This is a genomic window from Luteithermobacter gelatinilyticus (genome assembly GCF_005849285.1).
In the GTDB taxonomy this organism is placed as follows: domain Bacteria; phylum Pseudomonadota; class Alphaproteobacteria; order Sphingomonadales; family Emcibacteraceae; genus Luteithermobacter; species Luteithermobacter gelatinilyticus.
This window is the reverse complement of record NZ_CP040517.1, coordinates 579,659-601,047: the sequence shown is the minus strand read 5'-3', so window position 1 is coordinate 601,047 and position 21,389 is coordinate 579,659. Positions and strand designations below refer to the sequence as shown.

Annotated in this window: 20 protein-coding genes and 1 other RNA gene; 15 read left to right on the top strand and 6 right to left on the bottom strand. The window is 56.1% G+C overall.

Annotated features, from left to right (window positions below; translation table 11 throughout):
- Positions 1–21 precede the first annotated feature (21 nt).
- Positions 22–486, bottom strand: coding sequence for a hydroxyphenylacetyl-CoA thioesterase PaaI (gene paaI, locus FE788_RS02790; RefSeq protein ID WP_138381268.1), 465 nt, complete (start codon positions 484–486; stop codon positions 22–24).
- Between the two features lie 181 nt (positions 487–667).
- Here paaI and paaX point away from each other — a divergent pair, with 181 nt between their 5' ends.
- The 10 genes from paaX to FE788_RS02740 all read left to right on the top strand — a co-directional run bounded on the left by paaX (position 668) and on the right by FE788_RS02740 (position 9,587).
- Complete coding sequence (gene paaX, locus FE788_RS02785; RefSeq protein ID WP_138379205.1) at positions 668–1,588, top strand: phenylacetic acid degradation operon negative regulatory protein PaaX; 921 nt, start codon at positions 668–670, stop codon at positions 1,586–1,588.
- A 137-nt stretch (positions 1,589–1,725) separates the two neighbouring features.
- Entirely contained in the window at positions 1,726–2,721 is a 996-nt protein-coding gene (gene paaA / locus FE788_RS02780; protein ID WP_138379204.1) for a 1,2-phenylacetyl-CoA epoxidase subunit PaaA, read from the top strand.
- Between the two features lie 109 nt (positions 2,722–2,830).
- The gene (gene paaB / locus FE788_RS02775) at positions 2,831–3,136 is read left to right on the top strand and encodes a 1,2-phenylacetyl-CoA epoxidase subunit PaaB (RefSeq protein WP_138379203.1); all 306 of its coding nucleotides are present in this window, start codon (positions 2,831–2,833) and stop codon (positions 3,134–3,136) included.
- Between the two features lie 47 nt (positions 3,137–3,183).
- A complete protein-coding gene (paaC, locus tag FE788_RS02770) occupies positions 3,184–3,948 on the top strand; it encodes a 1,2-phenylacetyl-CoA epoxidase subunit PaaC (protein ID WP_138379202.1) in 765 nt (254 codons plus the stop codon).
- A gap of 5 nt (positions 3,949–3,953) precedes the next feature.
- Positions 3,954–4,472, top strand: a complete 519-nt coding sequence (paaD, locus tag FE788_RS02765; protein WP_138379201.1) for a 1,2-phenylacetyl-CoA epoxidase subunit PaaD — start codon at positions 3,954–3,956, stop codon at positions 4,470–4,472.
- Positions 4,473–4,568: 96 nt separating this feature from the next.
- Positions 4,569–5,651 (top strand): 1,2-phenylacetyl-CoA epoxidase subunit PaaE, encoded by a 1,083-nt coding sequence (gene paaE / locus FE788_RS02760; protein WP_138379200.1) that lies wholly within the window; start codon positions 4,569–4,571, stop codon positions 5,649–5,651.
- A gap of 260 nt (positions 5,652–5,911) precedes the next feature.
- On the top strand, positions 5,912–6,613 hold the full coding sequence (locus FE788_RS02755) for a hypothetical protein (RefSeq protein ID WP_138379199.1): 702 nt from the start codon (positions 5,912–5,914) through the stop codon (positions 6,611–6,613).
- Positions 6,614–6,749: 136 nt separating this feature from the next.
- Positions 6,750–8,174 carry a leucyl aminopeptidase family protein gene (locus FE788_RS02750; RefSeq protein ID WP_210414108.1) on the top strand — a complete coding sequence of 475 codons (1,425 nt, stop codon included), beginning with the start codon at positions 6,750–6,752 and terminating at the stop codon, positions 8,172–8,174.
- Positions 8,175–8,247: 73 nt separating this feature from the next.
- Positions 8,248–8,598 (top strand): MarR family winged helix-turn-helix transcriptional regulator, encoded by a 351-nt coding sequence (locus tag FE788_RS02745; protein WP_138379198.1) that lies wholly within the window; start codon positions 8,248–8,250, stop codon positions 8,596–8,598.
- A 122-nt stretch (positions 8,599–8,720) separates the two neighbouring features.
- Positions 8,721–9,587: a C40 family peptidase gene (locus FE788_RS02740; protein WP_138379197.1), complete on the top strand. Its 867-nt coding sequence runs from the start codon at positions 8,721–8,723 to the stop codon at positions 9,585–9,587.
- 154 nt (positions 9,588–9,741) lie between these two features.
- Here FE788_RS02740 and FE788_RS02735 read toward each other — a convergent pair whose 3' ends face one another.
- A complete protein-coding gene (locus tag FE788_RS02735; RefSeq protein WP_138379196.1) occupies positions 9,742–10,344 on the bottom strand; it encodes a c-type cytochrome in 603 nt (200 codons plus the stop codon).
- A gap of 254 nt (positions 10,345–10,598) precedes the next feature.
- On the opposite strand from FE788_RS02735, the gene FE788_RS02730 reads away from it, so the two are divergent.
- A complete protein-coding gene (locus FE788_RS02730) occupies positions 10,599–11,465 on the top strand; it encodes a prephenate dehydratase (protein ID WP_138379195.1) in 867 nt (288 codons plus the stop codon).
- 134 nt (positions 11,466–11,599) lie between these two features.
- On the opposite strand, the gene ilvD is transcribed toward FE788_RS02730, so the two are convergent.
- Together ilvD and nudC are read right to left on the bottom strand one after the other, a co-directional pair.
- Positions 11,600–13,450 (bottom strand): dihydroxy-acid dehydratase, encoded by a 1,851-nt coding sequence (gene ilvD, locus FE788_RS02725; RefSeq protein ID WP_138379194.1) that lies wholly within the window; start codon positions 13,448–13,450, stop codon positions 11,600–11,602.
- Between the two features lie 86 nt (positions 13,451–13,536).
- Positions 13,537–14,484, bottom strand: a complete 948-nt coding sequence (gene nudC, locus FE788_RS02720) for an NAD(+) diphosphatase (protein WP_138379193.1) — start codon at positions 14,482–14,484, stop codon at positions 13,537–13,539.
- Between the two features lie 114 nt (positions 14,485–14,598).
- Here nudC and ffs point away from each other — a divergent pair.
- From ffs to recR, 4 genes are all read left to right on the top strand, one after another.
- Positions 14,599–14,694: signal recognition particle sRNA small type (gene ffs, locus FE788_RS02715), an RNA gene on the top strand.
- Between the two features lie 443 nt (positions 14,695–15,137).
- Positions 15,138–16,964 (top strand): DNA polymerase III subunit gamma/tau, encoded by a 1,827-nt coding sequence (locus FE788_RS02710; RefSeq protein ID WP_138379192.1) that lies wholly within the window; start codon positions 15,138–15,140, stop codon positions 16,962–16,964.
- Between the two features lie 72 nt (positions 16,965–17,036).
- Positions 17,037–17,360 carry a YbaB/EbfC family nucleoid-associated protein gene (locus tag FE788_RS02705; protein WP_138379191.1) on the top strand — a complete coding sequence of 108 codons (324 nt, stop codon included), beginning with the start codon at positions 17,037–17,039 and terminating at the stop codon, positions 17,358–17,360.
- Between the two features lie 12 nt (positions 17,361–17,372).
- Complete coding sequence (gene recR, locus FE788_RS02700) at positions 17,373–17,981, top strand: recombination mediator RecR (RefSeq protein WP_138379190.1); 609 nt, start codon at positions 17,373–17,375, stop codon at positions 17,979–17,981.
- Between the two features lie 10 nt (positions 17,982–17,991).
- Here the strand turns inward: recR and FE788_RS02695 are convergent, their stop codons facing one another.
- Both FE788_RS02695 and FE788_RS02690 read right to left on the bottom strand, forming a co-directional pair.
- A complete protein-coding gene (locus FE788_RS02695; protein ID WP_138379189.1) occupies positions 17,992–19,101 on the bottom strand; it encodes a PepSY-associated TM helix domain-containing protein in 1,110 nt (369 codons plus the stop codon).
- Between the two features lie 11 nt (positions 19,102–19,112).
- Positions 19,113–21,257, bottom strand: a complete 2,145-nt coding sequence (locus tag FE788_RS02690; RefSeq protein ID WP_138379188.1) for a TonB-dependent receptor — start codon at positions 21,255–21,257, stop codon at positions 19,113–19,115.
- Positions 21,258–21,389 lie beyond the last annotated feature (132 nt).

Here is a 21,389-nt window from a genome sequence, read left to right as displayed (position 1 = left end):
CTCCCTCCGTCCGGTCCTGTATCATCGCCTTTCCGGCAGATCGTCCACAATCTTGCTGTTCACCCGGTAACTATTGCCGCGATACAGGGCGACCCGCTCGCCGTCCTGATTGGTGATGGTCACATCGCAGATTCCGGTGCGCCCGGCCTGACTCTGCACTTCCGCCACAGCGGTCAGCAGATCCCCCGCCCGCGCCGGCGCCAGAAACGTAATATTGCACCCCAAAGATACGGTCGTAATATTGGATGTATTGCAGGCAAAGGCGAAGGCCGTGTCCGCCAGGGAGAAGATATACCCCCCATGGCAAATGCTGTGGCCGTTCAGCATATCCTCATGGATCGGCATGGTCATGACCGCGTAACCGGGACCGACTTTGGTCAGTTTGATGCCCATCTTCTGGGCGGCGATATCCTTTTCATACATGGCCTCCGCCACCTGCCGGGCAAAGGCCAAGGCATCCTGCGTCGGCTGTGCATCCTCTTTCATCGTTGCTTCCGTGTTCTGTTCCGCCCCCGTGTTCTGTTCCGCCCCCGTGTTCTGTTCCGCCCCCGTGTTCTGTTCCGCCCCCGTGTTCTGTTCCGCCATTGTGCACCCCCACGCAAAGTGATACAAAATATCGTTTCATAAAAAAATAAATGTATATATTTACCCAGATAAGAATAAAAACATGTCAGGCAACCCGCAATTAAAAAAACTGATTGATGACTTTCACCGCCAGCAACCGATCCGCGCCGGATCACTGATCATCACGGTTTACGGAGATGTCATCGCCCCTCGTGGCGGCACCGTGTGGCTGGGCAGCCTGATCAGTTTCCTGGAGCCGCTGGGGCTCAGCGATCGACTGGTGCGAACCACCATCTCGCGCCTCAGTAAGGACAGCTGGCTCAGCGCCACCCAGATCGGGCGAAAAAGTTATTACAGCCTAACTGACAGCGGCCGGCGCCGGTTTCAGAACGCCACGCCGCGCATTTATGCCGGCCCGCTTATCGACTGGGACGGCAGTTGGTGTCTGGTGATCCTGCCCCAACACCTGAAACAAAAGCGGGATGCGGCCCGCAAGGAACTGGGCTGGCTGGGGTTCGGTACTGTCTCCTCCGGCCTGATGGCCCATCCCCTGCCGGATTTCCCGGCCCTGAAACAGACCCTCGAATTGCTCGATATTCATGAGGACGTGATTCTGCTGACCAAGGCGCGGCATGACATGACGTCCGGCCGGGCACTGGAAACCCTGGTGCATGAATGCTGGGACCTTGAGGAACTGGGACAGCTGTATCAGGATTTTCTGAGTCGTTACCGGCCCGTCTATCACGCCCTGCGCAAGGGACCGCTGCCGCGGGATGAAGAATGCGCGCTGCTCAGGATCCTCATGATTCACGAATACCGGAAAATCCTGCTCAAAGACCCGCTGCTGCCCACGCAACTGCTGCCGGCACACTGGGAAGGCACCGCCGCCCATCAGCTGTGCCGCAATATCTACCGGCTGCTGCTGAGCGCCTCGGAACAATATTTTTCTGCGACTCTGGAAACCGCCGACGGCCCGCTTCCCGCCCCGGGGGCTGAGTTTTTCCGTCGTTTTGGCGGCATATAGGAAACATTTTCCTTTTAGAATCAATCATATGTCAAAGTGATACATTTTGTATTGATTTTTATAATTTTATGTAACATATTAAACACCGACACCCCGATCACCGGATTGTTTAAATTCTTATGGAGAGGCCACCAAAAATGTACGGAGATACTTCCATTCAGAAGCCGATCAAACTGGCTGACCCCACCAGCGAGGACGAAGCCAAACTGGAGGAACTGTTTCAGAAAAAGATCGACGACGACATCAAGATTGAACCCCAGGACTGGATGCCTGAAGCCTATCGGAAAACCCTGATCCGGCAGATGTCCCAGCATGCCCATTCCGAAGTCATCGGCATGCAGCCGGAAGGCAACTGGCTGACCCGGGCCCCGTCCTTGCGGCGCAAGGCGATTCTGCTGGCCAAAATTCAGGATGAAGGCGGTCACGGTCTGTATATCTATAGCGCGGCGGAAACCCTTGGCATCTCGCGGGACGAGATGATCCGGCAACTGCATGAAGGCAAAGCCAAATATTCCTCCATCTTCAACTATCCGGCGCTCACCTGGGCCGATATAGGCACCATCGGCTGGCTGGTGGATGGCGCGGCCATCACCAACCAGGTCTCCTTAAGCCGGTGCTCCTATGGCCCCTACAGCCGGGCCATGATCCGCATCTGTAAGGAAGAAAGTTTCCATCAGCGCCAGGGATATGAACTTCTGCTGTCCCTGGTCCGCGGCAGCGACGAACAAAAAGCCATGGTTCAGGAATCCGTCAACCGGTTCTGGTGGCCGGCCCTGATGATGTTTGGCCCCAGCGACAAGGATTCACAACATTCCGCCCAGTCTATGAAATGGAAAATCAAACGCAAATCCAATGACCGGCTGCGTCAGGAATTCATCGACGCCACCGTGCCCCAGGCCGAATATCTGGGCATTACCCTGCCGGATCCGGACCTGAAATGGAACGAAGAAACCGGCCATTATGATCACGGCGAGATTGACTGGGAAGAATTTATGAATGTGATCAACGGCAACGGCATCTGTAACAAACAGCGCATGGAAAACCACATCCGCGCTCATGAAGAAGGCGCCTGGGTGCGCGAAGCCGCCCTCGCCTATGCCGAAAAACAGAAAAAGAAACGCGAAGCCGCCTGAATATACCTCAGACGGGCCTGAGAAAGGGCCTGAGAAAGGGCCCCAGTAACGCCCGGTATCGCGGCAAGTAAGCGCAACGAGACTGACACAGGATTAAGGATCTAAGATCATGACGACAAAACCGAATTCCCATGACAAGGAATGGCCCCTTTATGAAGTATTCATCCGCAGCAAGGCCGGTCTGGACCACAAACATGTGGGCAGCATCCATGCGACGGACCCGGAAACAGCCATCGAAGCCGCCCGCGACGTCTATACCCGTCGTAACGAAGGGGTGAGCATCTGGGTTGTGCCTTCCAAGGCCATCACGGCATCCAAACCGGAAGACAAGGACAGTCTGTTTGAACCGGCTGACGACAAAATTTACCGTCATCCGACCTTTTACGACATCCCCAAGGAAGTGGGCAAAATGTGAGCCCGCACAATATAAACCTTGATGCGGATATATCGGGAGATAGTGAAATGACTGAAGCAGCCAAAACAGATCTTGTCAAATACGCCACCCATCTGGGGGATAATGCGCTAATTATGGGACACCGGCTTTCTGAATGGTGTTACAAGGCGCCAACCCTGGAACTGGATGTCGCCATGTCCAACTGCGCGCTGGACTATATCGGCCAGGCCCGGGAGCTGTTCACCTATGCCGCCGAAGTGGAAGGTGAAGGGAAAACCGAAGACGATGTGGCTTACCTGCGCGATGAAATGGACTACCGCAATGTGCTGATTACCGAAATGCCCAACAAAGACTGGGGCTATAGCATGGCGAAACTGTTTTTCTACAGCGCCTTCGCCAAGCTGTTTTATGAAAAACTCAGCGAGTCCAGTGACGAAACACTGGCCGCCATCGGCGCCAAGTCGCTGAAAGAAGTCAAATATCATCTGCGGTTCAGCAGTGAATGGCTGATCCGACTGGGCGACGGCACCGAAGAAAGCCATGAACGGGCCCAGAAAGCCGTGAATGATGTCTGGATGTTCACCGGTGAAATGTTCACCATGACCGATGTAGAAAAACGTTTGCTAGAAAGCGGCGTGGCCGTGGACACCGAGGCGCTCAAGGCGGACTGGGATGACATCGTGGACGAAGTGCTCGCTGAAGCTACGCTCAAACGGCCAGAAAACAACTGGATGCAGTCCGGGGGCAAAGAAGGCCGCCACAGCGAATATATGGGCTACATCCTCAGCGAACTGCAATATATGCAGCGGCGCTATCCAGGGTGCAAGTGGTAAACGCCATGACCACCCCGCAAGCCCATCACGGTTCCCCGAAGACGGAAAAGGAAATCTGGGCCCTTCTCGAAGAAGTGAAGGACCCGGAAATTCCGGTATTATCCATTGTTGATCTGGGTATTGCCCGGGAGGTGAGCTTTGAAGATGACGGCACACTGGTCGTCACCATCACCCCCACCTATTCCGGCTGCCCCGCCATGTATATGCTGGAGGAAGAGATCCGCGCCACACTCAACAATCATGGCCTGAAAAATCACCGGATCAAGACCGTGCTTGCGCCCGCCTGGACCACCGACTGGATGACCGAAAGCGGCCGCGAAAAACTGCGCCAGTTTGGCATTGCCCCGCCAGAAAAAAGCACCAGCAATAAAAAGGTTCTGTTCGGCGGCCAGAAGGAAGTGGACTGCCCTCATTGCGGATCAAATCACACCGAACAGATCAGCGAGTTCGGCTCCACCGCCTGCAAGGCGCTGTACCGGTGTCTCGACTGCAAGGAACCGTTCGATTATTTCAAATGTATATAAAACCCATAATGTATAAGCCATAATGTATAAGGATGCGTCGGCGCCCATGGGCGGCGCCGGAACTGACGTCTGAACATCAAGCTCAGGGATTCTGTTATGCCGACATTTCATAAACTCAAGATCGCCAATATCCGGCGGGAAACCGAAGACACCGTGTCCATCGCCTTTGACGTGCCGGAACACCTTCGCGAAGAATATCGTTATATCCAGGGCCAATATCTGACACTTAAGACCCTGATCAACGGCGAGGATGTCCGCCGCTCCTATTCCATCTGTTCCGGCCTATTTGACAACGAGCTGCGCGTGGCAGTTAAAAAAGTCAAAGGCGGCATGTTTTCCTGCTTCGCCAATGAAACGCTGCAGGAAGGCGACGAAATTGACGTCATGACCCCCATGGGCAATTTCTACACGGAACTGGATCCGGAACATGAAAACCATTATGTGGGGTTTGCAGCCGGTTCCGGCATTACGCCGCTGATGTCCATCATCCGGACCATCCTGGCCTATGAACCCCAAAGCACCTTTACCCTGGTTTATGGCAACAAAACCCGCAAGGACATTATCTTCCGTGAAGACCTGGTGGACCTGAAAAACACCTATATCGGACGTTTTAACCTGATCAACATCCTCAGCCGCGAAGACAGCGAAGTCGAGCTGTTCCAGGGCCGCATTGATAAGGAAAAGGCGGCCACCATCATGGACAAGCTGATCCCTGCCGGCGGTGCGGATGAATATTATATCTGTGGCCCCGAAACCATGATCCACGAGATTTCCGACATGCTGCAAAGCCGGGGCGTTGACAAAAAACACATTCATTTCGAACTGTTCACCTCGCCATCCGTCAAGAAAGGCACCCAGAAAGCCCATGAAGAAGGGGCGGAGGATCTGTCCGGGCAAAAAGCCCAGGTCACCATCATTCTCGATGGGGACAGCACCGAATTTGAACTGGAGATGGACGGAACCAACATCCTGGATGCCGCCCTTGAACAGGGCGCGGACCTGCCTTATGCCTGCAAGGGCGGGGTGTGCTGTACCTGCCGGGCCAAACTGGTCGAAGGCAAGGTCAATATGGATGTGAACTATTCCCTGGAGGAAGACGAACTGGAAGCTGGGTTCATTCTGACCTGCCAGTCCCATCCGCTGACCGACAAGGTGGTGGTGGATTTCGATCACCGCTAAACGATACTTATACTTTAGAGTGAATTGCGCATAGGGTGGCCCAATTCACTCTAGGTTTTCATTCAGGGTAGCCTGCTTCGTCGCGGACGCGTCTCGCAATGACATTTCTACCCCTCTTTCCCGTTATTTTCTCTATTAAGAGCTTAAAAAGCTTTATTAGGAGCTTAAAAATCTTTGCCCCTCATAAAAAAACTTGCATCCCCCGGTCAGTTTTTTCACATTAGGGCACATTTTCAAGAAAACCGGAGCATACCATCAAAATGTCTTTAGGTCTGGCCCGCAAAAAAGAACTGCAAAAACGACGCGCCGCCCGCATGTGGGCGATGATCAAACTGGTTCTGTTCATTGCCGTGATCAGTGGCGTAGGGTATCTTTCTTTTGACACGGGGCAGGAAATAGCGGCACAGAATTTCCATTTTCTTCAGTCCAAACATGACCAGGTGCTGGCAGAAAATGAAGACCTGCGCAAACAACTGGGCACAACCACTGCCATGCTGCAACAATTGCAAGATCTGATTCCCGACCAGGACGTGCGGGACCTTCTCGAAGTGGTCAATCAGAAATCCGCAGATGGGGTGGACGTGGCCCGCATGGCACGTCTCATCGGCGGCCTCACCGCAAAACAAAGTTGCGGCACGCAATCCGAAGCCAAACGCTTTCGCATCGGCACCATTGTCAGTCCCGCAGACGCCAGCAGCATCAGCTTTGAACGCGGCCTGATCACCATTAACGGCAGCGGCAGCCCGACCCTCAATGAAGACGGAAACCCGGAAGCCTGGTATGATCCCACAAAACCGGTGACCGTAACCTTTACCCTGCCCGGCGGAGAAAGCCAAGACGCCAGCGGCGTGCTGCCGATTTTTCACAGCCTGGTGCTCGGAGACAAGGAATACCGGTTCAGCATTATCGAAGGCCGCCGCAGCTTCGCCGACGTGTCATTGCTGGTTTGTGATGTAAAGTGAGCGAAGAGCCAGAGTAAGTTGTAGAGTAAGTTGTGGTGATAGAGTGAATTGTGATGAGATCGACGCAATTCACTCCTAAATACGAAAAACATGACGACACTTATTCCTTCAGCTAAAACAAAATGAGGTCACTGTCGTGGTCAACGCGCATCTAGAAGAGTTATCCTCCTTGTTCACCCAGGCCACCGGGAAAAGCATTCCCATCACCACCGTCAGCAAAAGCACCTTCAAGGCGTGGTTTGCCGCCCTGCCGGCAGAGCGGCAGAACTGGGTCACCGCCAACGACTTTACTGCCAGCCGCTATGCGGTCCTAAAATTTGCCGGGCCGGACGGCCGTATCGACGGGGTTGTCCTGGGACTGGGCGAAGGAAAAGAAAGCGCCGACCCCTGGGCCTTTGGCGCCCTGTCCGCTGCCCTGCCGGCGGGGGATTATCATCTGGCGTCCCACCTCAACCAAGCGCCTGATGAACATGCCCTGTATCATGCCGCCCTCGGCTGGGCCCTGGGACGGTATCAATTTAACCGTTATCTGCCGGAAAAACCCGCCGAAAGTGTACGCCTTGTGCTTCCGGAGGCTACCGATACAGGGCGGATCGCCAGTGTGGTGCGCGGCACCTTTCTGGTCCGGGATCTGGTCAACACCCCCACTTGTGATATGGGACCGGACGACCTGGCGGCCGTGGCCGAAGAAATCGCCGGACGGTTCGGGGCGGCTTATGACGTAACGGTCGGAGAAGCATTGCTGAACAAGGGCTATAACGCCATCCACACCGTGGGGCGGGCAGCGGAGAAGGCCCCGCGGCTGATTGATTTCTGCTGGGGCAACCCAGACGCTCCGAAAGTCACTCTGGTGGGCAAGGGCGTCTGTTTCGATACCGGCGGGCTGGACCTGAAACCGTCCAGCGCTATGCTGCTGATGAAAAAAGATATGGGCGGAGCGGCCCATGTTCTGGGCCTGGCGCAAATGATTATGGAACAGAAACTGAATCTTCGCCTCAGAGTGCTTATCCCGGCGGTGGAAAACAACGTTTCAGGCAACGCCTTCCGGCCCGGCGACATTATCCGCACCTATAAGGGCCTCACCGTGGAAGTGGGCAATACGGACGCGGAAGGACGTCTTGTGCTGTCTGACGCGCTGGCCCTGGCGGCAGAAGAAACCCCCGATCTGCTGATCGACTTCGCCACGCTCACCGGAGCGGCCCGCGTGGCGCTGGGCGCTGACATCCCGCCCTTTTTTACTGACAGCCAACAGATTGCCGACGCCTTGGCCCGGCATGCCGTCCGCGAGGGGGACCCCGTTTGGCGACTGCCGCTATATGCGCCTTATCTTGAGGACATGAAAAGCCCCATTGCCGATCTCAACAACAACGGCAGCAGCTCGTTCGCCGGAGCCATCACCGCGGCCCTGTTTCTCAAGGAGTTTACTGAAGGGGCAAAAGACTGGGTGCACCTGGATGTCTATGCCTGGAATCAAGCGAACCGTCCCGGCCGCCCCAAAGGCGGCGAGGCCATGGCCCTGCGCACGGTTTACAGCTATCTTCACGAAAGATTCAAAAAGTGAAAACGCAAAAGCGGTTGCGAAAAAGCCGATTCCTTGGCACACTCCGGCACGGGCTATAAGTAAGGGGGACATCATGGAGTTTGAACTGAGCGGCCATAAGGGCCTGCGCCTGTGGATGCAAACCCTGACCTATGCGGTCACCGACAAACTGCCGGATATTACGTCCCGGCAAATGGCCGTGCTGATGCGGGTTTATCTTGAGGCACAACCGCATACCGTGCGGGGCCTTGCCGCTAGTCTGGGGGTTTCCAAACCCGTCATCACCCGTGCCATTGATACCTTAAGCGCCCTGGGGTTTGTCAAAAGGGTCCGCGATGAAAAAGACAAACGCAATGTTCTGATTCAGCGCACCGTCAAGGGGGCGGTGTTCCTCACCGATTTTGCGGAAATGATGGAAAAAGCCAATCAGGTCGCCAATCATTGACCCGGAAAAGCAGAAAATGGCCTGATCCGACAGGGAAACCGATAACACAGTCAGACTTTTTCATAACCCGGATACCCGGGCGGTAACATCCTAAGACGAGAAGGGCATATGGGGAGAATAGAATGACCGAAACCAGCCATGATCCCAGGATCACGCCGTGGCGGCAGGATATCGCAGCGGCGCATCTGGAAGGTCAGGTGAGCTCTGCCCGGTTCGTGAAAGGGCAGCGGTATCAGGTTGCCGCGGGGCTGGCTCCCCTGTATGCCAGGCCGGACAGGACAGCGCCGCTCTGCAGCCAGCTTCTGTTTGGTGAACTCTTTACCGTTTATGAGGAAAAGGACGGCTGGGCCTGGGGCCAAGCGGAAAAAGACGGTTATGTCGGCTATTGCCTACTGGGGGATCTGAGCCCGGATATTTTTCCATCCACCCATCATGTGGAGGCGCTCAGCACCCATATTTATTCGGCCCCGGATCCCAAAAGCCACGCTTTGCGACAGATTTATCTCATGTCCGAGGTGAGCGTGGTCGATCCGACACCACAGGGAGGATTCGTTCAGCTGGCCGATGGCGGCTGGATTTATGCCACCCATATCAGCAACCATTTCGGCACTGATCCCGTGTCCGAAGCCCTCAAGCTTCTCTACGCCCCCTATCTGTGGGGCGGAAAAAGCTGTGCCGGTATTGATTGTTCGGGGCTGATACAGCTGGCGTTTGCCACGGCCGGCCTTGCCGTTCCCCGCGACAGCGACATGCAGGAAGCCGCCCTCGGCCGTGTATTGGACGATGATGACGTCCCCCAGCGGGGCGACCTGGCCTTTTTTCCGGGTCATGTGGGGTTCATGCTGGATGATATGCATCTGCTGCACGCCAACGCCCATCATATGCGGGTCAGCATCGACCCGCTCAAGGAAGTCATTGACATCGTTCGGCTGCAAACGGACAAACCACCGCTCAGTTCCATCCGGCGGATGCTGCCACTCCAGCCTTGAGAACAGCACGGCTTGTTTCCATGGGTCGACGACGCACTCCATGACTGAATGGGTCAACCTCTTCACAATTCACTCTAACCCGTGGTCACGGCGGATCATAAAAAAGCCGCTGACAACCAGCGGCTCTTCCAAATTTCTATAAAAACCTTGAGACTTACTGGGTTGCCTCTTCGCTGGCTGCCGCCGCACCCTCCGCAGCGGCTTCAGCGGTTTCCCCCACTTCAGGCAGGGCCAGTTGATCATGGCTCAGGGAGCGCAGATACAGAATGACATCAGCCCGGTCGCTATCCCGTTTCAGACCGGCAAAAGCCATCTTGGTCCCCGGGATGAAGTCCCGCGGTTTCGCTAGGAAACGATCCAGGTCTTCATAGGTCCAGTTGCCGCCAGTGGCCAGAAGAGCGTCGGAATAACCAAAACCGGCAACCGCTCCTTTGGGACGGCCCACCACATTCCAGAGATTAGGACCCGTGCCGTTCCGGCCGCCCTCTTCCACAGTGTGACAGGCCTGACATTTCTTGAAGACCTTTTGCCCTTTCTCAACAGACGCCTCTGCCAGAAGCTGGGCCAGAGACGGACCTTCCTCTTCCACAGCCTCACCACCAGTATCTACAGCCGCCATTTCCACTTCGATCGGATAGGCGTGCTTTTCCAGCGGTTCTTCGTGGAAAATAATGTCCCCAAGATTATTGAAACCAATGATCACCAGCAATGTCACCAACACAGCCAGTGCGATTTTGTTTAACTCAAAGGAATCCAAGGCTCTTCCCCGTGGCTTTAAAAATCTAACATCTCATTTGGAAATATGGTCTTCCGGCGCCAGTAAACGCCAACTCAGATAAACCCTATTCCACCCTCACGCTGTCCTTGTACAGATGTTTTTAGGGAGTGACAAGAGATTCTTGTTGCAAAATACCCTTCATATGGTGTCTTTAGGGCTGTATGTCTGCGGCCATAGGAACGAAAGGGAAATGTCGCGCCATACAGGACGAAATCAGGAAACAGAGACAGCACATGCCAAACAGCAAAAACAATAAGAATATCATCGCTTTTCAGGGAGAACCCGGCGCTTATTCCCATCTGGCCTGTCGCACCAGATTTCCGGACATGGAACCGCTGCCTTGCCCCACATTCGAGGCCGCTTTTGCCGCTGTGGAAGACGGCCAAGCCGAATTAGCCATGATTCCTATCGAAAATTCAGTGGCCGGACGCGTGGCCGATATTCACCAGTTAATGCCCCATGCGGCGCTTTATATTATCGGCGAACATTTTCAGCGTATCAATCACCATCTTCTGGTGCTGCCGGAAGCGGAAATGCATGACCTGAAAGTGGTCAGAAGCCATGAACAGGCGCTGGGACAATGCCGCCGTAATTTGCAGAACTGGGGCCTGGAATCCGTCGCCTATACGGATACCGCGGGGGCGGCGAAGCTGGTGGCAGACCTGAACGACAAATCCGTCGCCGCCATCGCTTCCTCCCTAGCAGGGGAAATTTACGGCTTGAAAAGCCTGCGCGAAGATGTGGAGGACGCCTCCCACAACACCACCCGATTTGTGGTCTTCTCCCGCACACCCCGCCCTGCCCCCCGCGATGTGCCCTCCATGACCAGTTTCCTGTTTCAGGTGCGCAACGTGCCCGCCGCGCTGTATAAAGCGCTCGGTGGTTTCGCCACCAATGGCATCAATATGACCAAACTGGAAAGCTATCAATTGGAAGGCAGTTTCAACGCCTCCCAGTTCTATGCTGATATCGAAGGGCATATAGATGATCCGAGCGTACAGCTCGCCATGGAGGAACTGGACTTTTTCACCAACGAGATCCGGGTGCTGGGCACCTACCCCATGGCCGAGTACAGGCTAAGACAGAAAGACAGGGCGTAAGGAAAAGAAAACGGCCCTCTACTCTGTTTTAGAGTGAATTGTGCATAGATTGGCACAATTCACTCTATAGACATACCACATGTCCGCCCCCGTGTCCGGCCACATGCCCGGGCAAACAAAACAAGAAGGCCCCGTTATTTACGCGTGAGCCCTGAAACATCCCGCACGGCCCCCTTATCGGCGGAAGTCGCCATCAACGCATACGCCTTGAGTGCCTTGCTGACCTTGCGTTCACGATGTTCCGTGGGCCGCCAGGCGGCGTCGCCTTTGGTTTCCATTTTCGCCCGGCGACGGGCCAGTTCCTCGTCCGTTACGGCCAGCCGAATAGAGCGGGCGGGAATATCAATGTCGATCCGGTCTCCTTCTTCCACCAGCGCAATGGTGCCGCCGGCGGCAGCTTCGGGGCTTACATGGCCGATGCTAAGGCCCGAGGTGCCTCCGGAAAACCGCCCGTCGGTGATCAGGGCGCAGGCCTTGCCAAGCCCCATGCTTTTCAGGAACGACGTGGGATAAAGCATTTCCTGCATACCGGGGCCGCCTTTGGGACCTTCATAACGGATCAGCACTACATCGCCTTCCTTGATCTCGCCGCCGGTAATGGCTTTCACGGCACTGTCCTGACTTTCAAAAATCCGGGCCGGGCCGGAAAATTTCAGGATGCTTTCATCAACGCCCGCCGTTTTCACAATACAGCCGTCTTCGGCCAGATTTCCATACAACACCGCGAGGCCGCCATCCTTGCTGTAGGCGTGGTCCACAGCACGAATACAGCCTTCTTCCCGGTCCAGGTCAAGATCAGGGAAACGTTTATTCTGGGAAAAGGCGGTCTGGGTCGGCACTCCCCCGGGCGCGGCCCGGTAAAATTCCTTGATCTTCTCATCCGGTGACGTCATGACATCAAAATAGTCGATGGCTTCGCCCAGACTGTCGGCGTAAACGGTCGGCGTGTTCCGGTGAATCAGCCCGGCGCGCGCCAGTTCACCCAGAATGCCCATGATGCCCCCCGCCCGATGGACATCCTCAATATGGTATTTTTCACTCATCGGCGCCACTTTACAGATATTGGGCACCTTACGGCTCAGCCGGTCAATATCCGCCATGGTGAAGTCCACTTCGGCCTCCTGCGCGGCAGCCAGAATATGCAATACCGTATTGGTGGACCCGCCCATGGCAATGTCCAGCGTCATGGCATTTTCGAACGCCTTGAAATTGGCCACAGCGCGCGGCAGGACACGCTCGTCATTTTCCAGATAATATTTCTTGCAGTTGTCCACAATACGCCGCGCCGCTTCCAGAAACAGATCCCTGCGATCCGCATGGGTGGCCAGCACCGTGCCGTTGCCGGGCAGGCTAAGCCCCAGCGCCTCGGTCAGGCAGTTCATGCTGTTGGCGGTGAACATGCCGGAACAGGACCCGCAGGTGGGACAAGCGGAGCGTTCCACCCGGGCCACCTCCTCATCGCTGACATTGGGGTCGGAACCCATGACGATGGCGTCCACCAGGTCAAGACCATGGTCGATGCCTTCCGCCTTGCCCGCCTCCATGGGCCCGCCGGACACAAAAATCGCCGGAATGTTAAGGCGCAGGGCCGCCATCAGCATACCGGGGGTGATCTTGTCACAGTTGGAAATACACACCATGGCGTCGGCGCAATGGGCCTCGACCATATATTCCACGCTATCGGCGATAATCTCCCGGCTCGGCAGGGAATACAACATGCCGTCATGCCCCATAGCGATACCGTCATCCACGGCAATGGTGTTAAACTCCTTGGCGATCCCGCCATGTGCTTCGATTTCCCGCGCCACCATCTGGCCCAGATCCTTCAGATGCACATGCCCGGGCACAAACTGGGTGAAACTGTTGACCACCGCGATGATGGGCTTTCCGAAATCCTTTTCCTTAACGCCCGTGGCGCGCCACAAAGCCCGCGCGCCGGCCATATTGCGGCCGTGAGTAGAGGTTTTCGAACGATAATCCGGCATGATTTGGTCCTTTTGGTGGTTTCTTGGTTCTCAGGTGGCTATAGCCTATTAGGCAACACTTGCATCATAAGTCAAGAAGAAGAAGATCACCGCCCTTCCTCCACCCATTTTTCAATCAGATGGCGAGCAATAGCGATGGGGTAAGGGACCAGACGCAGTTTATCCGTCCCCCCGGTGATCAACAGATGCCGCGCCTGATCGCGACTGACCCAAATGGCCTGTTCCAGTTCGCCGGAATTCAGGATGATGTCCTCGCTTTGCGCTTCAGCAAACAAACCGACCATCAGGCTGGACGGAAACGGCCAGGGCTGGCTTTTGACATATTCCACCTTGCCCACCCTTATCCCCACTTCCTCCAGGACTTCACGGCGGCAGGCATCTTCCAGGGTTTCTCCCGGTTCCACAAATCCGGCCAGCGCCGAAAAATTTCCTTCCGGCCAGCCTGGACTGCGGCCCACCAGCATCTTATCCTCCCTGTAGACCAACATGATCACCACCGGATCGGTGCGCGGAAAATGCTGAGCCGCGCAGGCCGGGCACCGACGCACATAGCCCGCCTGTACCATCCGGGTTGGCGCCCCGCAATTGGCACAAAAACGATGCCGGGCATGCCAGTCCAGAAGGGACTTGGCCTTGCCCAAAAGTGCCGGCACCGGGGAATAGTTCTGGGCAATCATCTGTAAGGCCACGGAACGCACGTCAATGAATTTCGCGGCCTTGCTTTCCGCTTCTTCCTTTTTGACCTCCCCTGTCACATCCACTGCAAAAATCGCCATTTCCCCCATGAGCCCCAGAAACACCGCTGCATCCAGAGCCGCTTTGGGGACGTCTTTCACCTCTAAAAACCCCGGCATAAGCCCCTCCGGCCGGCTGACATCCATCAGGGGGCGCAGATCATGAAACAGAAGATAAAGGCTGGTCGGGTCTTGTTTGCGGGCTTTGATCCAGGCCTCATCGCCCCGCAAATGATCTGCGGGATCCAGCGGAAACCCCGAAAAGGCACAGGGTTCGATATAAAGGCGACGGTTTGACATGATGCTCTCCTTGACAGCTGTCACACTGCCACAACACCGGACGGTTTTCCAGCACCCAGCAGAACGTTCTGAATTTCTTCTTGAATTATGATATAAAAAGGACCATATAAAGCCCCGAGAGATTGGCGGACGGGTACGCTCGCCAACCCGGTCAGGCCCGGAAGGGAGCAGCCGTAACGAGACAACTCGGGTCGTTCAATCTCTCACTTATCGCCTCCCTCTCTTAATACGCTCCTCCCCGACTCAGCTCTGTTACGAAACAGAAACCGGCAACTTGCGTCGCCAGCAATTTTGCGTTTTTCCCCACAGAAATATATGAAAATCGCAACTCCAATATATGAAAATCGCAACTCCGCTATGGCAATCCCGCCTCGCTGGTTTTATAGTGAGGGGAAAAGGTCTAGAGTGAATTGAGCCAGCCTATTCACAATTCGCTCTAGTCTTCTGACTCTGAAATTCGTATCATATGTGTAGCAGGCTATTCGAATTTCAGAGTCAACAAGAAGACTGGTTAATTATTTGACTCTAGTGTGGTTTCTGAATTTGAAGTTCCTAAGTCGTATGACATAATCAATAACAGGAACTTCAAATTCACCACGCTAGCATTCAAAATATTTGTTTATCGTTATACAACATAAGGTCAAACAACCCCGATGTCCGAGGTTCTGTCAGATACCCATTACCGTGTTCTTGCGCGAAAATACCGCCCGACAAATTTTGATGAGCTGATCGGTCAGGAAGCCATGGTCCGCACCCTGTCCAACGCCATTGAAACCGGGCGGCTGGCGCATGCCTTTATCTTGACCGGAGTGCGCGGGGTGGGCAAGACCACCACCGCCCGGATTATCGCCAAGGCGCTGAACTGTACCGGCCCTGATGGCCAGGGCGGCCCCACCATCACCCCTTGCGGGGTGTGTGAAAACTGCAAGGCCATTGCCGAAAGCCGTCATGTGGATGTGATGGAAATGGACGCCGCCAGCCGCACCGGGGTGGACGACATTCGCGAAATCATTGACGGGGTGCGTTATGCCTCCACCAATGCGCGCTATAAGATCTATATCATCGACGAAGTGCATATGCTCTCCCGCAATGCCTTCAATGCCCTGCTGAAAACCCTCGAAGAACCACCGGAACATGTGAAATTCATTTTCGCCACCACCGAGATTCGCAAGGTCCCGGTCACCGTGCTCAGCCGCTGCCAGCGGTTTGATCTCAGACGCGTGTCCATCGAGGAACTGTCACGCCATTTCAAAACCATTGCAGACAAGGAGGGGTGCGAAATCGAAGACGTGGCCCTGGCCATGATCGCCCGCGCGGCGGAAGGCTCCGTGCGGGATGGCCTCAGTCTGCTGGATCAGGCTTTTGCCCACGGCGCCGGCAAAGTCACCGAAGAACAGGTGCGCGATATGCTGGGTCTTGCGGACCGGGCGCAAATCCTCGATCTGTATCAGGCCTGCATGAAAGGGGATGTGGCGGCAGCGCTCACCATGTTGCGCCATCAATATGATCACGGGGCAGACCCGGTGGTCATTTTCCAGGACATGCTGGAACTGACCCACTGGCTGACCCGACTCAAGGTGGTGCCCGATGCGGGCGAGGAAGTGGTCACGTCGGAGGCGGAACGCAAGCTGGGCCAGGACATGGCCCAGGCATTAAGCATACCCGTGTTGACCCGCGCCTGGCAGATGTTGCTGAAAGGGCTTGAGGAAGTGCGCCTCGCGCCGGCGCCACTGCTGGCGGCGGAAATGGTACTGGTGCGCCTGACCCATGTGGCCAACCTGCCCACCCCCGGCGATCTGGTCAAACAGCTTAAGGCCAATCCACACTCTGCCGAACAAACCGCCGCCGGGTCACAGGGCAGCGGCCCCCCCTCTGCGACGCCATCAGCTCAGACGGCCGGCTTTCCTGCCGGCACCGCCCCCGGCAGTGGGCCACAGGCATTTCGAATCATTCAGGGCGCCACCGGCCAGTCCACCCTGTGTGCCGGAGATCCTCTGCCCCAATCAGCCGACGCCCCCCTGCCTCCTCCAGATTCCTTTGAGGAAGTGGTCCGACTGTTCGAAGAGCGGCAAGAGGCCCAGATCGCCTTCCACCTGAAAGAAAACACTCATCTGGTGAGTTTCGATACCGGCCGGATTGACATACGGCTCAACAACAAGGCCCCACGGGACCTGGTCAGCAAAGTATCGGAAAAGCTGCGTGAGTTTACCGGCCAGCGCTGGATCGTCTCCCTCAGCCAGCAACGCGGCGAAGACAGCCTGTACCAAAAGGAACTGGTCGAAGCCCAGGCCCTGAAAGAACGGTTGTCGCAAAACCCGCTGGTCAAAACGGTCCTGGAGACCTTCCCCGGCGCGCAAATTACCGATATTCGCAAAAAAGTGGAGCTTTTCACCCCCGACCTGATGGATGGCACTGCCGACAACGATACGGAATTTATGGTTGACGCCGAAGAATTCGGGCTTGACGCGAATGATTTCTGACATCAGAGATTGAACCGCGCCGTCCCATGCCTTACATATCACGTGACGACGCAAGAGCTTTAAGGAGTTTCCATGAAAAACCTTGGCAAAATGATGAAACAGGCCCAGGAAGTGCAAGCCCGCATGCAGGAAATGCAGCAAGCCCTGGAGCAAACCGAAATTTCCGGTAGTGCCGGCGCCGGGCTGGTGAGTGTAACCCTGAACGGCAAGAATGACGTCAAAAAAGTCAAAATCGACCCCAGCCTGTTTAATGGCGATGACGTGGAAGTGGTCGAGGATCTGATTGTGGCTGCGTTCCATGACGCCAAAGTCAAGGTGGAAGAACATGCCCGGGAAGAAATGAAAAAACTCACCGGCGGCCTGCAATTGCCGGAAGGGTTCAACCTGCCGTTTTAATGCCCGGTTTCCATGTACCGCACCCGCACCACCAATAATGACCTTGATCAGCTGATCCAGCTTTTGTCCCGCCTGCCAGGGCTTGGCCCGCGCTCCGCACGGCGGGCGGTGCTGCATCTGATCAAGAAAAAAGACGTGCTGATGAGGCCGCTGGCCACTTCACTGGCCACGGTGGCGGAACATGTGCACCCCTGCACCACCTGCGGCAATCTGGACATTTCCGATCCCTGCCATATCTGTGAGGATGAGCGGCGGGACCGGGGCACCATCTGCGCTATTGAGGATGTTGCAGATCTTTGGGCGCTGGAGCGGGCCGGAAGTTTCCGGGGTTTGTATCATGTGATTGGCGGTACGCTATCGGCGCTGGATGGCATCGGTCCTGACGACCTGAATATCAACGGCCTGATTGAACGCGCCATGGAAGATGAAGTCAGCGAAGTCATCATCGCCACCAACGCCACCGTGGACGGGCAGACCACGGCCCATTACATCGCCGACCGACTGAAAGGGGCAAATGTGCGGATTACCCGCCTGGCTCATGGCGTGCCAGTGGGCGGCGAACTGGATTACCTTGATGACGGCACCCTCACCGCAGCCTTAAACGCCCGACAGAATTTCTGAACCGGATGACTCAAGATGTTTTCGCTGTCCGGCGCATCGACATCGCCCCCCGACCTGAACGTTTCTTTTTGCGTCCCCTGACCCAGCTCAAGATACTGGTCAGGCTGAGCAAAAGCAGGCTGCAACCGGCCACGAAAACCACAATCCGGTAGCCGATGCCCCAGCCGGCCGTCCGTCCGGAATGGAGCGGAAAATAATACTGCAGGGAGCGCTGAAAAGCCGGGACACGGGTGGCGTCCACCACCTTCATCACCGCGCCGTCATAGGGGTTGAGAACCACACCGCTGCGCCCGTTCTGGTGCAATTCCCCGGGCAGCCGGATGCGGAACCGGGCGGCGGCGTTCTCTTTTCCGGCCGGACTGAAAAAAGTCACCTGGCCTGCGGGCAGCGCCGCGCGAGCCAGGTCATAAAGGCGACCAGGCGAGAGAGCGTCCCGCCCTGGCTGCGGCGCGAGCCGAGGCAGTTCCATATCCGCCTCCTCTCCGTCCAGCGCCGCCATGACCTTCTGAAAGCCATCATGAAAGGAAAAATATGCACCAGTCACCGCAAAAAACAGCAGGATCAGGACCGTGGTCGCCCCGGTCGTTCGGTGCGACCGGATCAGTTGCGCCCGGGTTTTTCCGGGCTTCATATGTTTAAGGCGGTACCCCTTGCGCCCCGGCCACCAGATCCAGAGCCCGCTCACCATCATAAACAGCAGAACGCAGGACAGGATGCCGAGCACCAACCGCCCCGTCTTGCCCATCAGCAGGTCATGGTGAAACCGGATCAGCAACTGCATCGGCGAGGACAACATCCCGAAATGATCAATAACCCGGACCGTTTGCGGCTGGACATAGGCAAGGCTCCGATCACTGAGATAGACCTTATAGGCATTCATGCCATCTGTCGGCAGGCCCAGGAAACGGATATCCGCCGGGGCAAACAAATGCTGCATGACCGCGTAATCCCGATCCAGTTGCGCCGCATCGAGCGGCCGTGCCGGCGTCGCCAATTCCGGATGCGCGAGCCGCCGGTAATCCGGTTCGAACACCACGGCCAGACCGCTTAACGTCACCAGTATCATCAGCAGTCCGGCGCCCACCCCCAACCATTTATGCAGCTTTCTGAACCAGATCATGCGCGGCTCCTTTAATAGGTGATGCTGTATTTCAGGCTGATGGCGCGTCCCTGTCCGGCATACACCGCCCGGCTGGCGGCGCTGGTCGTCAGAAGATCTTTATTGACCTGCGACGAGGCCGGCGCATAGTGATTGTTCAGCAGGTTGCGCACGGACAGGGTAAGTTTACCCCGGGTCTCGAAACTATAGGACATGGTAAAGTCCAGCAGGGTATAGCCGTCAATCTCGCTCTCGTAATACAGATTGCCGACAAGGCCGCCCATTTCGAGGTCCGGGAATTTGTCCCGGCCCGCCACATGCAGCATCTGCAGGCGAGCAAACAGGTTATCCAGCGGCCGGCCTTCCACATAGGCGGTGATCTTCGCCGGCGTGATCCTGGTGCCGTTGAGATACCGGTAGTCACCGGCTACGGAATCGAGGTATTCGCCCTCGCTCCAGGAATAGGTGCCGCCCGCACTCAGCCGGTCAGTGAACCGATAATCCGCCGTCAATTCCACCCCATAGATTTTTTCATCAGCATAAACCAGGAATTCCAGCGGGAAGGCGCCGTCGGATTCCTGGCCGTAATGGGAGGCGTCCGTATTTTTGGTATAATAGGCGGTTGCGGACAGATTCAGGTCATCCCCGACCAGGGAGCGGATACCCAGTTCGAAATTATGCGACTTGGTGGCCGGCACCTGGTCCTTGAAGGCCGCGACGGTCGGCGTCGTGATGCCCCGCAAGCGCCGCAGGTCATCCACCGCATAGCCTTCGGAATAGCCGCCGTAGAGTTCGGTCGCCGGGGCAAGCTGATAAACGGCGCCAATGTTAAAGACCGGCTCGTTATAATTCAGGGTCCCGCCGGCCACGGGAACGCCGAACAACGGCCCGCGAATCGGCACGAAATCCGGCACCTCGAAGCGATAATTTTCATAGCGCACCCCAGCCTGCATCTCCAACCTCTCGGTCAGGGTGTAATTGGCCTGAAGATAGGGGGAGATCTGCTGCTTGTCCACATCACAGATCCAGCAAGGTTCGATTCCGGCGGGAATATTGTCCGGCACGAAATCCGCCCGATAGCTCTGGCTGGTGGTGTCCCATTCCATGTCGAGCCCGTAAATCAGTTGCAGGTCCCCTTCGGCAAGGCTGCTGCGCAGGGAGGGCGAGATCTTGATTTTGCGGGACTCCACCTTGGTGGTGGCGAACAAATAGTCATTCTTGCCAAAGGAGAGATGCAGGGCGAATTCCTGGCCGAACAGGTCGTCACTCTGCCATTGCAGCCTGGTGAAGAAGCTTTCGTTTTTCGGATCGCCGCTGCTGTAGGGCCGGGTCACGTCGATTTCGGTGAAGCCGGTAAGCGGATTGACGATGCGGTTGAAGCTGGGCCGGTTGTCCATGTAATAATAATGGCCGCTTATCTCCAGCCGGTGCGTGTCAAACTGGCGACCCAGTTTCAGCAAAACATCGTATTGATTGCCGTTGGCGGTGCCACCCTGACCGTTCTGGTCGTCCGGCAGAATCTCCCCGTGCGCATCGACAAAATGGCCCGTTTTGACGTAAGAGGCGCTTAGCACAACTTCCAGTTGCCCGCCCGTCGTGCCGGAAAATCCCGCATTCAGCGCATAGCCGTCCGTGGCACCCCAGTCCTCAGGCTGGAAATTATATTCGCCGCTGGCCCAGCCCTGGAAGTCTTCCGTGGCCTGTTTGGTGACGATATTGATCACGCCGCCCGCATAGCCGTTGCCATAGAGCGCGCTGGCACCCTTGATCACCTCGACCCGCTCGATGGCCTCTTGGGAAATGGTCCGAAACTCCCGCGAAGCGTTGCGAATCGGTGTGGTCTGCAACACTCCGTCAATGAGCACCACGGCCTTCTTGCCGCGGAAGGTCTGGCCGAAATTGGAGGCCAGCTGGTTGCTTGGCGAATAGCCCGGCAAGAGATTGGCCAGCGTATCGGCCAGGTCCTGGGAAATGGCGTTCTGAATATCGAGGTCTTCCCGGTCCAGAATTTGCACCGCCCCCGGAATGGAGGAAACGGGAATCTGCAATCCCGCCGTCGTGGTCACGACAATCTCCTCCAGCGCCGCCTCCTCGGCATCCGCCAGTAACAGACCGGGGCTTAGGGATAAAGACAGGGAAACGGAGGCGAGCAAAGCCGCCTTGGGGGGATAAATCATGGAACTTCCTCATAGATTGATATTAATAATAATTATTATTAATTGATAACGGTCATACTTACATTAATATTCATTGTCAATAGCAATACTTCTCCGCGCCCCGATGATCGTCTGTAATGGCCTGATGATCGT